The organism is Thiomicrorhabdus sp. Milos-T2 (genome assembly GCF_000702325.1).
GTDB lineage: Bacteria > Pseudomonadota > Gammaproteobacteria > Thiomicrospirales > Thiomicrospiraceae > Thiomicrorhabdus.
Genome location: NZ_KL370891.1, coordinates 239,728 through 254,980, shown reverse-complemented (window position 1 = coordinate 254,980; position 15,253 = coordinate 239,728). Strand labels below are relative to the sequence as shown.

At 41.1% G+C, this 15,253-nt stretch carries 14 protein-coding genes; 4 read left to right on the top strand and 10 right to left on the bottom strand.

Annotation, left to right across the window (positions count from 1 at the left end; translation table 11 throughout):
* Positions 1-37: 37 nt before the first annotated feature.
* The 5 genes from BS34_RS0101035 to rpe all read right to left on the bottom strand — a co-directional run bounded on the left by BS34_RS0101035 (position 38) and on the right by rpe (position 4,069).
* Complete coding sequence (locus BS34_RS0101035; RefSeq protein ID WP_029406707.1) at positions 38-625, bottom strand: aminodeoxychorismate/anthranilate synthase component II; 588 nt, start codon at positions 623-625, stop codon at positions 38-40.
* Positions 626-831: 206 nt separating this feature from the next.
* Entirely contained in the window at positions 832-2,337 is a 1,506-nt protein-coding gene (gene trpE, locus BS34_RS0101030) for an anthranilate synthase component I (RefSeq protein ID WP_029406706.1), read from the bottom strand.
* Positions 2,334-2,474 carry a hypothetical protein gene (locus tag BS34_RS0101025; RefSeq protein WP_158660952.1) on the bottom strand — a complete coding sequence of 47 codons (141 nt, stop codon included), beginning with the start codon at positions 2,472-2,474 and terminating at the stop codon, positions 2,334-2,336. Before BS34_RS0101025 ends, trpE begins: the two co-directional genes overlap by 4 nt.
* A gap of 112 nt (positions 2,475-2,586) precedes the next feature.
* Positions 2,587-3,264 (bottom strand): phosphoglycolate phosphatase, encoded by a 678-nt coding sequence (locus BS34_RS0101020; protein WP_029406704.1) that lies wholly within the window; start codon positions 3,262-3,264, stop codon positions 2,587-2,589.
* A 97-nt stretch (positions 3,265-3,361) separates the two neighbouring features.
* On the bottom strand, positions 3,362-4,069 hold the full coding sequence (rpe, locus tag BS34_RS0101015; RefSeq protein ID WP_029406703.1) for a ribulose-phosphate 3-epimerase: 708 nt from the start codon (positions 4,067-4,069) through the stop codon (positions 3,362-3,364).
* A 120-nt stretch (positions 4,070-4,189) separates the two neighbouring features.
* Here rpe and BS34_RS0101010 point away from each other — a divergent pair, with 120 nt between their 5' ends.
* The 4 genes from BS34_RS0101010 to BS34_RS0100995 all read left to right on the top strand — a co-directional run bounded on the left by BS34_RS0101010 (position 4,190) and on the right by BS34_RS0100995 (position 7,735).
* Complete coding sequence (locus BS34_RS0101010; protein ID WP_084151537.1) at positions 4,190-4,675, top strand: phosphate-starvation-inducible protein PsiE; 486 nt, start codon at positions 4,190-4,192, stop codon at positions 4,673-4,675.
* 27 nt (positions 4,676-4,702) lie between these two features.
* Positions 4,703-5,593, top strand: a complete 891-nt coding sequence (locus BS34_RS0101005) for a phosphoribosylaminoimidazolesuccinocarboxamide synthase (RefSeq protein WP_029406701.1) — start codon at positions 4,703-4,705, stop codon at positions 5,591-5,593.
* Between the two features lie 31 nt (positions 5,594-5,624).
* Entirely contained in the window at positions 5,625-6,332 is a 708-nt protein-coding gene (gene bioD, locus BS34_RS0101000) for a dethiobiotin synthase (protein WP_029406700.1), read from the top strand.
* Positions 6,333-6,457: 125 nt separating this feature from the next.
* Complete coding sequence (locus BS34_RS0100995; protein ID WP_029406699.1) at positions 6,458-7,735, top strand: O-acetylhomoserine aminocarboxypropyltransferase/cysteine synthase family protein; 1,278 nt, start codon at positions 6,458-6,460, stop codon at positions 7,733-7,735.
* A 107-nt stretch (positions 7,736-7,842) separates the two neighbouring features.
* On the opposite strand, the gene BS34_RS0100990 is transcribed toward BS34_RS0100995, so the two are convergent.
* The 5 genes from BS34_RS0100990 to BS34_RS12065 all read right to left on the bottom strand — a co-directional run bounded on the left by BS34_RS0100990 (position 7,843) and on the right by BS34_RS12065 (position 15,253).
* The gene (locus BS34_RS0100990; protein ID WP_029406698.1) at positions 7,843-8,145 is read right to left on the bottom strand and encodes a DUF3240 family protein; all 303 of its coding nucleotides are present in this window, start codon (positions 8,143-8,145) and stop codon (positions 7,843-7,845) included.
* Between the two features lies 1 nt (position 8,146).
* A complete protein-coding gene (locus BS34_RS0100985; protein ID WP_051640612.1) occupies positions 8,147-11,224 on the bottom strand; it encodes an efflux RND transporter permease subunit in 3,078 nt (1,025 codons plus the stop codon).
* Between the two features lie 2 nt (positions 11,225-11,226).
* A complete protein-coding gene (locus BS34_RS0100980) occupies positions 11,227-12,426 on the bottom strand; it encodes an efflux RND transporter periplasmic adaptor subunit (protein ID WP_029406696.1) in 1,200 nt (399 codons plus the stop codon).
* The gene (locus BS34_RS0100975; RefSeq protein ID WP_029406695.1) at positions 12,426-13,625 is read right to left on the bottom strand and encodes a TolC family protein; all 1,200 of its coding nucleotides are present in this window, start codon (positions 13,623-13,625) and stop codon (positions 12,426-12,428) included. Before BS34_RS0100975 ends, BS34_RS0100980 begins: the two co-directional genes overlap by 1 nt.
* A 251-nt stretch (positions 13,626-13,876) precedes the next feature.
* Entirely contained in the window at positions 13,877-15,253 is a 1,377-nt protein-coding gene (locus tag BS34_RS12065) for a sensor histidine kinase (protein ID WP_038126218.1), read from the bottom strand.

Below are 15,253 nucleotides of genomic sequence, written 5' to 3'. Positions count from 1 at the left end.
GGCTTACGGTTTGTTCTGAACTAATAAGTATTCTGAACTAATCTTTATTCTGATCTAAGAAGTTTTTTAGCATGGCATGACCCTGCTCAGTCAAAATCGATTCTGGGTGAAACTGCACCCCTTCAATCGGCAGTGTTTTATGGCGTACACCCATAATTTCATCAAACTCGCCGTTTTCATCTTGTGTCCAGGCGGTCACTTCTAAACAGTCTGGTAAGGTTTTTTGATCAATCACTAATGAGTGATAACGTGTGGTTTGTACTGGGTTAGGCAATTCAGAAAACATGCCTTCATTCTTATGAAAAACCGGAGACGTTTTACCGTGCATCACGTGTTTAGCCCGCACAATATCACCGCCAAACGCCTGGCCAATACTTTGATGCCCAAGACAAACCCCCATAATCGGAATTTTGCCCGCAAAATGTTTAATGGCTTCAACCGATACGCCAGCCTCTGTTGGCGTACAAGGGCCCGGTGAAATCACTAAATATTCTGGATTTAATGTCTGAATGGTTTCTAAATCAATTTGGTCATTACGATAGACTTCAACCTGCTGACCCAGCTCGCCAAAATATTGCACAATGTTATAGGTAAAAGAGTCGTAATTATCAATCATTAACAACATGGTTTATTCCTTATTCAACCCTAGAAGACCTTTGCACGAGATAGGTGCGAAAGAAAAATGAGGTAAAATTTGCCTGATTGCGGCGGAAAACGCAGGGAATAGCTGGCTATTCGCATGTTTTTCAACAAAAATCAGGTGAATTTTAACCATTTTTACTCGTGCATACTCTCGTGCAAAGGTCTCCCTAAGCGAGTCGGTTTTAATCACTAACGGTGACCCGCATCTGGGTTATCGGTTTTCATCCCTTCGGTCACAAACTGGGCGGCTTTAAAGATAGCGCGACCTTTATTCATGGTTTCATCCCACTCAGACTGTGGCACCGAGTCGGCCACAATCCCTGCGCCGGCTTGTACAAAGAGTTTATTGTCTTTGATGACTGCAGTACGAATGGCAATCGCCGTATCCATATTGCCATGCCAACCTAAATACCCCACCGCACCGGCATAAATACCGCGTTTAACCGGTTCGAGTTCATCAATAATTTCCATTGCTCGTACTTTAGGCGCGCCAGAAACCGTTCCCGCAGGAAAAGTGGCTCGTAACACGTCCATAGCTGTCATTCCCGGTTTGGCTTGTGCATTCACATTTGACACAATATGCATCACATGAGAATAACGCTCTACAATCATTTTTTCAGTTAACTCGACTGAGCCAATTTGGGCAATGCGCCCAACATCATTGCGGCCTAAATCAATTAACATTAAATGTTCGGCACACTCTTTCGGGTCGTTTAATAAGTCTTGTTCTAATTCGGCATCTTTTTCTGCGGTTAAACCCCGGCGGCGTGTTCCCGCAATTGGGCGCACCGTGACTTGATTGTCTTCTAAACGCACTAAAATTTCGGGTGATGACCCGACAATATGCAAATCACCCAAATCTAAAAAGAACATATAAGGGGACGGATTTAAATAACGCAAAGCGCGGTATAAATCGATAGGCGAAGCGGCATAATCGACCGACATTTGTTGGGAGATGACAATTTGCATGGCATCACCCGATAAAATGTATTCTTTAATTTTAGCAACCGCAACCTTAAAAGGCTCTTCCCCAAAACTAGAGGTAAAATCGGCTTCCGTTAGCACATCTTCACTTTGCAAATCAGCAGGGGTATTCATTTGCACACTGAGCTGAGCTTGAATTTCATCTAATCGAGCAAGGCCATCCTGATAGGCATTTGGGTTAGATAAATCGACATTCACAATCACATGAACTTGACCACTTAAGTTGTCAAATACCACAAGTTCTTTTGAAACCAATAATTCAATATCAGCGGCACCAATATCGTCTTTTGCAGGCGTCGTATTTTTTAGACGTTCTTCAACATAACGCACCGTATCGTAACCAAAATAACCAACTAAACCGCCATTAAAAACCGGCATGCCTGGACGTTCATAGACTTTAAATTTGTTTTGATAGGCTTCTACCCAAGCTAAAGGATCATCGGCCACTTGTTGCTGTACGATTTTGTCATCACTGATTTCTTTGATTTGATTACCTGAAATTTCTATGCGAGTGCGGCACGGCAACCCAATAATAGAATATCGCCCCCACTTATCACCGCCCTGTACGGATTCAAATAGATATGAATACGGGCCTTTAGCTAACTTATGGTAAACACTTAACGGGGTATCGTAATCCGATAAGACGGTACGCATAACCGGTGCAAAGTTGTAACCTTGATTGGCTAAATTGGCAAAGTGCTGATGACTCATTTTGGGGCTGCCTTGCTTGATGATTGCTTGCGTTCTTTCCAATCTAAATATTTAAACAAGATGGTGCGGCGAATACCCGCAAAAGAACAGAAAAACGGTCGAAAAATTTCTAGTAACAATGCTTTTAAAAAAGCCATATTTGTATCCTGACTGTTAGTACAAATTTCTTTAACCAAAAACAACATTATAGTAAACCTACCAGGCCTGGTAGGTTTACCTAGTAGATTTAATAGGGTAAAACAAATGAAATTATTTAGCGACTAAATAATCTTTAAATTCTAAGAAAGAATCTGCAATCACATCTGGGTTGTAGCCACGAATATCTTCTCCGTGGTTATAACCGTATGTCATACAAAAGATATGAAAACCTGCCGCTCTGGCTGCTTTAACATCTGAACGTGAGTCACCAATCATTAATGCATTTTCAGGTGCAACACCTAATTTTTCTGCCGCATATAACAATGGCATTGGATGAGGTTTTTTCTCTGCGCAGGTATCACCAGAAACAATCACTTCAAAGTAATCATGCAGGTTTTTATCTTTCAACAACGGAATCGTAAAGGCTTCAGCTTTATTGGTGACGCAAGCCACACGATAACCTTGAGCCATAATCCACTCAATCCCCTCAACAACACCGTCATAAACTCGGCTGCGCTCAGAATAGTGGTGTTTATAAAGTTCTAAGAAAATCGGGTAAGCCTTATCCATTAAATCTTGGTCAGGCATCCCTTCAACTGAGTTAATTAAGGCACGCTCAGTTAAACGCTGAACACCGTTACCTACCCAGTTACGCACCGCGTCTTCACCACGTACAGGCATACCTAGCTGCTTCATCATTTCATCAACGCAATAGGCTAAATCTGGCACGCTGTCGATTAAGGTTCCATCTAAATCAAATAGAACAAATCCTGGTTTTAACTTTTCCATAAGGGTCTCTTTATTTCGAAATTTATTGCTTCCCATATACAACAAAACGCCGGCGCTTAATCGCACCAGCGTCTTCCATACAGGTAATCTGATTGAGTTATTTTGCTTTCGCTAACTCATCACGCATTTGCTGAATAACCGTGTCATAACGGTTAGCATCAGAAGCGTTTGCTTTACCAAAGATGCCAGAACCAGAGACAAACGTATCACAACCTGCCGCAGCAACTTCTGCGATGTTTTCAACTTTAACACCACCATCAATTTCTAAACGAATGTCACGACCAGAAGCATCAATTAACTGACGTGCCGCTTTTAATTTTTCTAACGCTTGAGGAATAAATGACTGACCACCAAAACCTGGGTTGACTGACATGATTAAAATCATATCAATCTTATCCATTACGTGCTCTAAGTAAGATAGAGAAGTGGCTGGGTTAAAAACTAAACCGGCTTTAAGACCAGCATTTTTAATTGATCCTAAATCACCATCAATGTGCTCAGAGGCTTCTGGGTGAAAAGTAATAAAGTCTGCACCCGCAGAAGCAAAGTCACCAATAATACGGCTAACAGGCTTAACCATTAAGTGAGCATCAACTGGGGCATTTACGCCCTCTTTTACCATAAAGTTTTTTAGTGATTCGCAAACCAAAGGCCCAATGGTTAAGTTTGGAACATAGTGGTTGTCCATTACGTCAAAATGCACTACGTCTGCACCTGCAGCAATCACGTCTTTAACGTCGGTTCCTAGCTGAGCAAAGTCAGCTGATAAGATTGAAGGAGCAATCCAATTTTCTTGTTTAGCCATGTTTACATACCTTATTAGTCAAAATGTTTAAAAATAGTTCGTGCATTTTAACAGTATCCATTAAAATGGCAAAAAATCTTTACCAAAACCACATCCAATTAAGGTAATTTAGAGCTAGCCATGAGCATAAATGAAAACAAGAATCTTGCAAATGAAACCTTCGAAGACAATCACTTTGCTAACAGAAGGGCTGAAAAGCCGATTCCTGTCAGAGACAAGGTGTTAGCTGAAGCCATTCATATTACCGAATACATCGGTTTATTGGTCATCACCATTGCCACTATCTTTGCTGGTTTTGGAGAAGTCACTCATATGATTACGGCAAGAGCTGTCACCCTGGGCGATTTACTCCTGTTATTTCTCTATTTAGAAGTCTTAGCGATGATTGCGATTTACCTTAAATCAGGTAAACTGCCGATACGTTTTCCAATCTATATTGCGATTGTCGCTTTAGCGAGACTGCTTATTTTGGACTTAAAATCTTTAACCGAATGGGAAATGATTGCCATTGCAGGGACCATTACCTTGCTTTCTTTTGCGATACTGATTTTACGATACGGACACATCAAGCTCCCTTACATTTTAAATCGCCGTAAAGACGATTAATCTATCTGATTTTATATAGGACAGAATATGCAAGCACTTTATAAATCTAACCTAACAAGTCTTCCTCTTATTGCTTCAGGTAAAGTGAGAGATATTTATGATATAGATGACAAACATATGTTGATTGTCACGACCGATAGAATCTCGGCTTACGATGCGATTTTACCCACACCCATTCCTGGTAAAGGTCGAATTTTGACGGAAACAGCTCAGTTTTGGATGAAAAAGATGAAGGACATTGTGCCTAATCAACTTGCAGAAGAGATGAACCTCGCTGACTATTTAACCCCTGATGAGCTTAAACAACTTGACGGCCGAGGCATGATTGTTAAAAAACTTAAACCTTTACCTGTTGAAGCGATTGTGCGCGGATACCTAGTGGGGTCAGGTTGGAAAGAGTATAAAAAATCGCAAAAAGTTTGTGGCATAGATTTACCTGCCGATTTAGAGCAAGCTGCGCAACTACCTGAACCACTATTCACGCCATCAACTAAAGCCGAGCAGGGTGAGCATGATGAAAACATCAGCTTTCAGCAGCTGGTTACGATTATGGGTGAAGAAAAATCCAATAAAGTTCGAGACCTAAGCATTCAACTATACAAATCAGCGGCTGAATTTGCACTAGAGCGCGGTATTATTATTGCTGACACTAAGTTTGAATTCGGTGAAGATGATAACGGAACGATTTACTTAATTGACGAAGCCCTTACCCCAGATAGCTCACGTTTTTGGCCTGCCTCAAGCTATGAAGTTGGCGGCAATCCTCCTAGCTTTGATAAGCAATATATTCGTGACTATTTAGACAGCCTAGATTGGGATAAAAACCCTGAAACCGGGCCAGAACTTCCAGAAGATATTGTACTTAAAACCTATGAAAAATATCGTGAAGCGCAATCTCGATTAATAGAAAACTTATAACCTTCTGAGACACTTACGAAGGTCTCCCTCTATGCCCCAAAAAATAAATTCTTTATTTGCTGAAACCACCAGGCCTGGTAACTCTGCTGGTGGTTTTTTTATTACAGGAACCGATACTGACGTTGGTAAAACTTACGTTTCAGGCTGTATAGCTCACACGTTTATTGAGAATGGCTTTCGTGTTATTCCTCGTAAACCAATCGCCTCTGGTTGTATTAAACAAGCTGATGGCTCTTTACTGAGCGAGGATGCTCTATTTTTACAACAATCCTGCCAAACCAATGAACCTCTTCAAACCATTTGCCCCTACCAGTTTGAACCCGCTATCTCTCCACAAACCGCTATTCAACAAGCTGGTCTAACCCTAAATAACAATGATTTACTCCAGGCCTGCCAGCCCGCTCATCCACTTCAAAACGATGAGTTGTTATTGGTTGAAGGTGCAGGTGGATTTTACTCCCCTCTTTGTTCAGATGGGTTAAACAAAGACTTAGCCCAAGCCCTCAATTTACCGGTTATTTTAGTCGTAAAAAACCAGCTGGGTTGTATCAATCACACATTATTAACGTTAGCCGCAATTAAACAAGCAGGCTTACCAGTTTGGGCGATTATCGTGAATTTTTCTGACAATGGTAATCACTCTTTAGGTCTTGAAAGCTTGACCAATATTCCAATCTATTCGCTACCAACTTCCTCATCCCAAAAAACAAAATTCATCCCGGGTTTATTAATTTCTTAATCAATCATTCATTTCCTACCATTAAGAAATTAACATCCTCTAATATCTTTGTTTTTAGCCGAGTTTTTTTCTAAGATGGCTCCTTTGCTAACAACGAAGTAACCAAAAAGTAACAAGGATACCAAATGAAACTTGAAACCATTGCCATTCATGGCGGCTATACCCCTGAAGAAACTACTAAGGCGGTAGCTGTACCTGTTTATCAATCGACCTCTTTTGCTTTTGATGATGCTCAACATGCCGCTGACCTGTTTGATTTAAAAGTACCAGGTAATATCTATTCACGCATTATGAATCCAACCAATGCGGTTTTAGAGAGTCGTGTTGCAGCAATGGAAGGAGGAATAGCGGCTTTAGCAGTGGCTTCAGGTATGTCGGCGATTACTTATACTTTGCAAACCATTGCCGAGGCAGGCGATAACTTTTTAAGTGCCAGTGAGTTGTATGGTGGAACCTATAACTTATTTGCTCACACATTACCTCGTCAAGGGATTGAGGCTCGCTTCTTTAATAAAGATACAAACAATGCTGAAATTAGTGCTTTAATTGATAGTAAAACCAAAGCAATCTACTGCGAAACCATTGGCAACCCTTCTGGTGGTATTGCTGATGTGAGTCGTTTAGCTGAGATTGCTCATCAACATGGCATTCCTTTAATTGTAGATAGTACAGTTGCTTCGCCAGCATTATGGCGTCCAATTGAAGATGGGGCGGATATTGTCATTCACGCTGCAACAAAATACATTGGTGGTCACGGCACAACGCTAGGGGGAGTCATTGTAGATTCAGGCAACTTCCCTTGGGCTGAAAACGCCGAGCGCTTTCCTTTATTAAACACACCTGATATTTCTTATCACGGCGTAACTTACACCGAAGACTTTGGGGCAGCCGCCTTTATTGCCCGTTGTCGTGTTGTGCCATTACGAAATATGGGTGCAGCCTTATCGGCACAAAGTGCTTTCCAATTAATGCAAGGTTTAGAAACCTTGGCTTTACGCATGGAACGTACCTGTGAAAACACCCAAAAGGTCGCTGAATGGTTAGAAAACCATGATTTGGTATCTTGGGTAAATTATGCAGGCCTGCCAAGTCATAAAGATTATACGTTGGCACAAAAATATATGAATGGCAAAGCCTCCGGCATATTAAGTTTTGGTTTAAAAGCAGGACGAGATGGAACCATTAAGTTCTATGATGCTTTGAATCTAGTCGTGCGACTAGTGAATATTGGTGACTGCAAATCGCTTGCCAGTATTCCTGCTGAAACCACTCACCGCCAGTTAAATGATGAAGAGTTAAAGTCAGCAGGCGTAACACCTGACATGGTGCGTTTATCCATTGGTATTGAACATATTGACGATATTTTAGAAGACCTAGAACAAGCGTTAAAAGCATCCATTTAAATAACTTTTTATAAAGCTACCAGGCCTGGTAGCTTTAAAGTCTAACAATTTTATAGAGTATCTTTGCTCGAGATAGGAGCGAAAGTCTCAATATAAGAACCCAAAAATTAAAGCACTCCAGATTCTAATACTGGTGTCACCAGATAGTTACAATCGACTCTTGGATGCTCTTCTTTGAGATATGCCAAAATATGCTGGAACTCTTCTTCTGTGGTGATAATTTCAACTTGTATTTTTGCCAAATAACCCGCCACTTGTTCCTCAATTTCTTCTAGCTCATGTTCATTACTGAAGGAGCGAATAGACAAGGTCTTGAATTCGATTTTTGCCTTTTCATAAACTAATAAACTATCTGCAACCGCGGCAAAAACACCTTCGTCTATGATTAACTTAATTAATACGCCAGCCATATTATTTGGCTCCTTTCTTTAAATAGTTCAGCTGTGTACCTTGGCCAAACAGGCGGTAAAAAATGGGCAAAATCAGCAACGTTAAAGCGGTTGAGGAAATCAACCCACCAATGACCACAATCGCTAATGGGCGTTGAATCTCTGACCCAGGCCCCGTAGCAAAGACTAATGGCACCAAACCTAATGCGGCAATACTGGCGGTCATTAAGACAGGTCTTAATCTTCGCATTGCCCCTTCGGTCACCACCTCGGTAATCGACAACCCAGTTGCCGCTAGCTGGTTAAAGTAAGAAATCATCACCACGCCATTCAGCACCGCAATCCCTAACAAGGCAATAAAGCCAACGGAGGCGGGTACAGAAAGATATTCACCAGTTATCCACAGGGCGCTAATCCCCCCAATTAAAGCAAAAGGCACGTTGGTTAAAATCATCGCCGCTTGAGGGATGGATCGAAAGGTACTGAATAAAATGATAAAAATCAGAATCAAAGCGATGGGCACCACCACCGCTAATTTAGCCGCTGCTCGTTGCTGATTCTCAAATTTACCGCCCCACTCAAAATAGTAACCCGCAGGGATATTCATTTGAGCGGCTTTTTGTTTGGCCTCATCAACAAAGCCAACCAAATCACGCCCTTTTACGTTTGAAACCACCACCGCAAAACGTTTGCTTTGTTCACGCTGAATAGAAACGGGGCCCTCAACTTCTTTCGCATTCACCAACTGACTTAAGATCACTGTTTGTCCATTTTCTAAGGCAATTGGTTTCTGCAACATCTCTTGTTTAGATGATTTATAAGACTCTCCCGCTCTCACAATGATTGGGATTCTGCGAATACCTTGATACAAGATACCAGCTTCTAAGCCATTTATTTGTGCCCGTAAAATCGCTTGTACATCATTCACACTCAAACCAAATTTAGCCGCCATGACTTTATTAATCTCTAACTGCAGGTATCGTAATCCTTCATTAGTGGGGGTAAAGACATCTTCTGCACCGTCTATAGAACTAACTGTTTCGACCATTTTTTTGGCGACTTCATTTAACTGCTCGGGATCGTCACCAAAAATTTTAATGGCCACATCACCACGCGCCCCCGTGAGCATCTCATCAACACGCATTTGAATGGGTTGCGTAAAGGCAAAATTAACGCCTGGAAAATGATTTTCAAGCTCCCTACGAATCTCATCAATCAGCGCCTCTTTGGTCGCCATGCGCCATTCTTCTTTTGGTTTTAACACCAAAAAGCTATCCGTATCATTTAAGCCCATTGGATCCATACCCAACTCATCTGAACCAACACGAGCCACAATACGGCTAATCTCTGGAATATTTTTTAACAGATGTTTTTGTACCTGTTTATCCATATTCACCGTCTCTTTGAGACTGATTGCAGGCAATTTTTCAATTTGCATCACAATATAACCTTCATCCATTTGCGGAATAAAGGTTTTACCCACTTGAGTATAAATAAAACCTGCAAACACCAAGCCGAGTAAAGCGAGACTAATGACCTTTTTACTGTTAGCCAAACTCCAACCTAATATTGGGCGATAAAGCTTCAGCAGGACTTTAATTAACCAAGGTTCTTTGTGACTGGGTTTGCCCAACATAAATGAGGCTAAAGTTGGAATAATGGTTAATGACAGCAATAACGCACTTCCTAATGCAAAGATAATGGTTAAAGCAACCGGTACAAACAATTTACCCTCTAAACCTTCTAGCGTTAGCAGCGGTAAAAACACCGTCATAATAATTAAAATACCCGAAATAACAGGGACCGATACTTCTTGCACCGCTCGATAAATAATGTGTAATTTGGGTAGACCTGCTCGGTCTTTTTCTTGATGGGTGACAATGTTTTCCACCACCACCACGGCCGCATCCACCAACATTCCTATGGCAATGGTTAAGCCGCCTAATGACATTAAGTTGGCCGATAAACCAAATTGGTTCATCAATATAAAGGTGAGTAATGCTGCTAAAGGTAAAATTAACGCCACTGTTAAGGCGGCACGTAAATTACCTAAAAAGATAAATAACACCAAGACCACCAAAATAACCGCTTCGGTTAAGGCACTAGACACCGTATCAATGGCTTGTGAGATTAAATCTTTACGGTTATAAAAGACATGCAAAGAGATACCTTCAGGTAAAGCCGATTCAATATCAGCCAAGCGGGTTTCAACACCAGACACCACATCACGTGCATTGGCGCCTTTAAGTGCCATCACTAAGCCTTCAACAGCTTCTTGACCATTTTGAGTCACGGCACCATTACGGTATAACGAATCGACTTCTACCCTCGCCAAATCTTTCACATAAATTGGGCGGCCACCAGAATTATCGACAATGATATTTTCAATATCCTCAATATCCGTTAAGTTCCCTAAAGTTCTCACCAATAGCACTTCTTCACCTTGATTCACTCGGCCGGCACCATCATTTTGGTTGTGGGTTTCCACAGCATTTATTAAACGGGCAAGTGAAATTTGATAGCTGCTTAACTTATTAAAGTCTGGGTTAACCGCAAACACACGGACATTACCGCCCAAAGCATTAACGTCTGCCACCCCAGGCACTGAACGCAACGCGGGACGAATCACCCAATCTAATAAATCACGTTTTTCCATGTTATTGAGAGTATTACCCTCAATGGTAAACATAAAAATATCGCTTAACGGGGTAGATAATGGTGCCATACCCCCTGTGACACCTTTAGGCAAATCAACCCCATTTAAACGTTCTGCAACCAACTGTCTCGCCCAGTAAATATCGGTTCCTTCAGCAAAGTTTAGCGTAATATCGGCAATGGCATACTTAGCTAAAGAACGCAGTAAAGTCTCATTAGGAATGCCAAGCAATTCTTGTTCAAGTGGCGCAATCACACGCTGTTCCACCTCGGAAGGCGTCATGCCGGGTGCTTTAAAAATCATTTTTACCTGAACAGGAGAAATATCTGGAAAGGCATCAATAGGCGTTTTTTGAAAAGCCATCCATCCACCCGAAATCAGTGCAAAAATAACCAATAAAACAAAAATTCGCTGAGTTAAGAAAAACTGTATCAAACGGTTCATACTTATTCTCCGCCTTCTTCAGCCATCATGTTACTTTTAAGGCTTGATGCACCATGCGTAATGACCCTGCTTTGTGCATTAATATCCTCTTGATGAACGGGATTAAAAAACAATTGACCATCAGAAGTTTGTAAAACAAACACAGGAACGGCCTTAATTTCTTTGTTTTGCTGAACAAAAATAATGTCTTGATTATTCAGGATGGTTAAGGCATTCATGGCCGTCTTATAGGCAGGGTCTTCATGTTGAAATTTCACCGAAAACAACTGACCTGGTTTGATCGCAAAATCGGCATTGTCAAATAGCGTATGGACTTCAACCGACTGAGTATCCGGCGTGACAAAATCTGAAATATGACTCACTTTACCTGATTTTTCAAGCGTCGCAACGCTGACAGTTTGACCTTCAGCTAAGCCTTTAACCTCTTTAACAGGGACTTCTAAATCAATCACGATGGGATCCGTTTTCGCAATGGAGACCACCACCGCTTGCGCTTTCACTCGTTTGCCAATTTCTACCTGAATATCAAACAATTCACCCGTTACCGGCGATATTAATGGAAATTCCGCTGACTGAATCCGCTGGGTATTTTCCAGTGCGGAAACTAACTTTGATGCCATCCCTAAATACAATAAGGTTTGCTTTTGCTGAATTTTCATTTGAGAAAGTTTTCTAACACTCGCCTCTAACGCCTGGCGTTTTTTGCTAGAAATCGCCCCTGTTTGGCTCAATGACTTGGCACGCTTTAATGCCGCCATTTCCGCTTTTAAATCTGCCAAGGTGGCGATAAAATCACTCTGCATCATTTGAAGCTCTGCACTGTAAACTGTCGCAATAACGTCACCCTTATCTATATGACCATGCATATGATGAATGGCGGTAATTTGTCCTGAAATAGGCATGGTCACCACATAACGTTGATTTAAGGGCACCATGCTTTTTGCAATAAATGCACTGCTTGGATAAGTCTTTACCCTGGCGACTTTTTGCGTTTGAATCGCCAGCGCATCCATTTGCTCAGTGGTTAATGTAAGAGACGGGAAGACTTCTGTTTCTGAGGCGGTTGCAGAGGGGATATAACCTAAAGCAGAGACAGAGAACACTAAAGCCGCAGTCAGCTTAGAAATTTTAGAACGCTTTAAAGCATGACAAAATTGGACGAAAACATGACTTTTAGTCTGAATGATCAATGGTGTTTGCATTATAAAGAGTCTCCTGCAATTTGGTTGTGGTTAGCAATGGCTTTGGCCATCTCAATTTGGGTGAGTGCCTGCTGTAATGCACTTTCTAAAAAAGCCTGCTGAGCCGTCATTAAAGTTTGTATATTACTTTCTCCGGCTTGATAGGCTTGTTGCGCGAGTTGTAAAGTTTGCTCTGCGAGTTGCATATCTTGTGCACTAATGGAGAGTTTTTTGTCTGCTAAAAAGACCGCTTGTTGACTGGCATATAAACGATTTTGCAATTCAATTTGATAACGTTTAATTTCAGCCTCTTTGTTTAAAACAAGCGTATTTTGTTTCGCCATTTCAATTTTTTTGGTTGGACTTGAGCCAATTGGGTAGGATATTTGAGCAAATAAAGAGGTGTTAGGAGACATCGCTTTATCCTCCTCTTGAAAACCACCGACACTTAATACTGGATTGTCTTTTTGACCCGCCTTTAGGTTCTGCAATTCGGCTTTTAAAATGGCCAGCTCGGCTTGTTGTTTCTGCAGCTCAGGATGATCATTCATATCAACCTCTATGCTGTTTTCTGTTATCTGTTCAGGCAATTCCAGTGACCCAGTCCAAGACTGATATCGTTTTTTAACGGAATCTAACTGGTTGCCTTGAGAAAGCAAATGAGACTTTGCTTGCAATAAGAGCTTTTGAGCGATTAAGGCATCAATTTTTGGTTTTTCGCCGACCTTAACCAACTTATTAATGAGATTTAATAAAGCATTCGCCTGAGCGACTGATTCTTCAGCCATCTCTGTTTGAACTTGCGCTTCTTTGTATTGCCATACCAAATCACGTAGCTGCCCTGAAGCCCGCCATTTTAGGTAGTTAACCTGATTATTTCTAAGACTAGAATAGCCTTGGGCGAGTTGCGCTTGGCTATCGGCTTGGCCTGGCAACCACAAAGGAAACTCAGCACCAATATGCCACTTAGTTTTATCTAAATCACCTGTCATGGCATCATTTTCATGGGCAATAACCAAATTGGTGTTACCAGAAAAAAAGCTGTTTGCGGCAGTATTAGCGGAACGTTCAACCTCGTCATAACCTGTTAAGGCGGTTTGTTCAGGCTGGTTTTGCATCACATTTTTTAGTAAATCAGAGTAAGTTGCCGCTTGGGCAATTTGGCTGGATAGCCCAAAGAAGAATAGACCTGTCAAACTTAAAATCTGGAGTTGCTTCATCACACTTTCCTAGAGTCATCAATAATGACGTCAATAATAGAAAATGAAACTGAAATGAAACTGAAAATAGAAAAGAAAAAACAAAAGTGGGTGCAATTATCTCGGTCTAACAGAGACCTTTACACGAGAGTATGCACGAGTAAAAATGGTTAAAATTCACCTGATTTTTGTTGGAAACCTTGCGAATAGCTAGCTATTCCCTGCGTTTCCCGCCGCAATCAGGCAAATTTTACCTCATTTTTCTTTCGCACCTATCTCGTGCAAAGGTCTCTAAAAACAATCTGTACTTTCAAACCACCCAAATCAGAAGGACTAAATTGTAATTCGCCTGAATAGGCCTCTACCAAATCTTTAACAATCGACAAGCCAATGCCGTGACCGGGCGTGCTTTCATCCGCTCTAAAACCACGGGTTTGTAAACTGTTCAACAGTTCATCACTCACGCCTTGACCATCATCCTCAATCATAATGGTGGTGCAACCTAATTGTTCGGTTAACCTAAAGGTCACTTGTGATCTTGCCCATTTAAATGCGTTGTCTAATAAATTACCCAATAACTCAAAACCATCTTCTTTTTCAATGACCAGGCCTGGTAAATTTGGCAAATCAATCTCTAGCTGAATATTTTTGGCTTGATGTAGCTGCTTTAATGAGTCCGCTAAGGCTTTCAAATCATGTTTATAATCAAAACGATTACTTAAGGGTGCATCAGAAGCGATGCGGGCTTTTTTAAGCTCTCTATCAATTAAATGATGAATCTTAGACAGCTGCTGTTGCATCTGTTGCTGAACAAGCTGTAAATTATCTGGCGAAGGATTAATGGCGACTTGCTCTAAAATTTGAAAGGCTAAATTAAGCGGCGTTTTTAAGGCATGAGACAGATTCGCATTAGACTGCCGCGAGGTTTTTAATTGTTTCGCCGCTTGTTGCAAGGCGTCTTTTAAAGCTTCAATCAGCGATGCCATTTCTTTGGGATATTGCGTGTGATCAATGGAAAATTGATGCGTAATTTCTAATTCTTTTAACTGGGTCTCAATGGGTTCAAGCTGTGTAAAGGTACGTTTTAAAATCCATTTTTGTAACCCATAAAGAAGTAATAAAGTGATAACAGCAAAGATACCAAATACCCAATCAAAATATTTTAAACTTTCCTGTATCGGAGAATGATCCTCTGCAACATAGAGACGGATTGGCACATTGTTTTTACTGGTTTTAGTCGCTAAAACCAAGAGTTTTGAGCGTTTTTCACGATGCCCTTCACTCACCAAAGGCCCTAAGGTTTCATAGTTCCTTTTTTCATTATCACTGTTTTTCCAAGCCTGTAACAACATAGGGTAATGGTTTAATGAAGGCGATTTAAAGGTTTGTTGCCCCACTTTGACAACAAAGTAGTGGCCAGAATATATTTGAGAATAGATAGGTTCAATATTCTCAATATCTAAGTGCCATTGATTATTTTTAAGGTGCAGATTTTTTACCACCGCTTCAGAGTCGTGATCTAAACGCGTTAGGACATAGTCGTCTGCAACCTGATGAATGGTTTTAATTGAGAACCACCAAAACAGAATAAAAACACCCAGCAAACTCAGCCCAAGTAAGACAGATAATTGATGCTGTAATGATTTCAC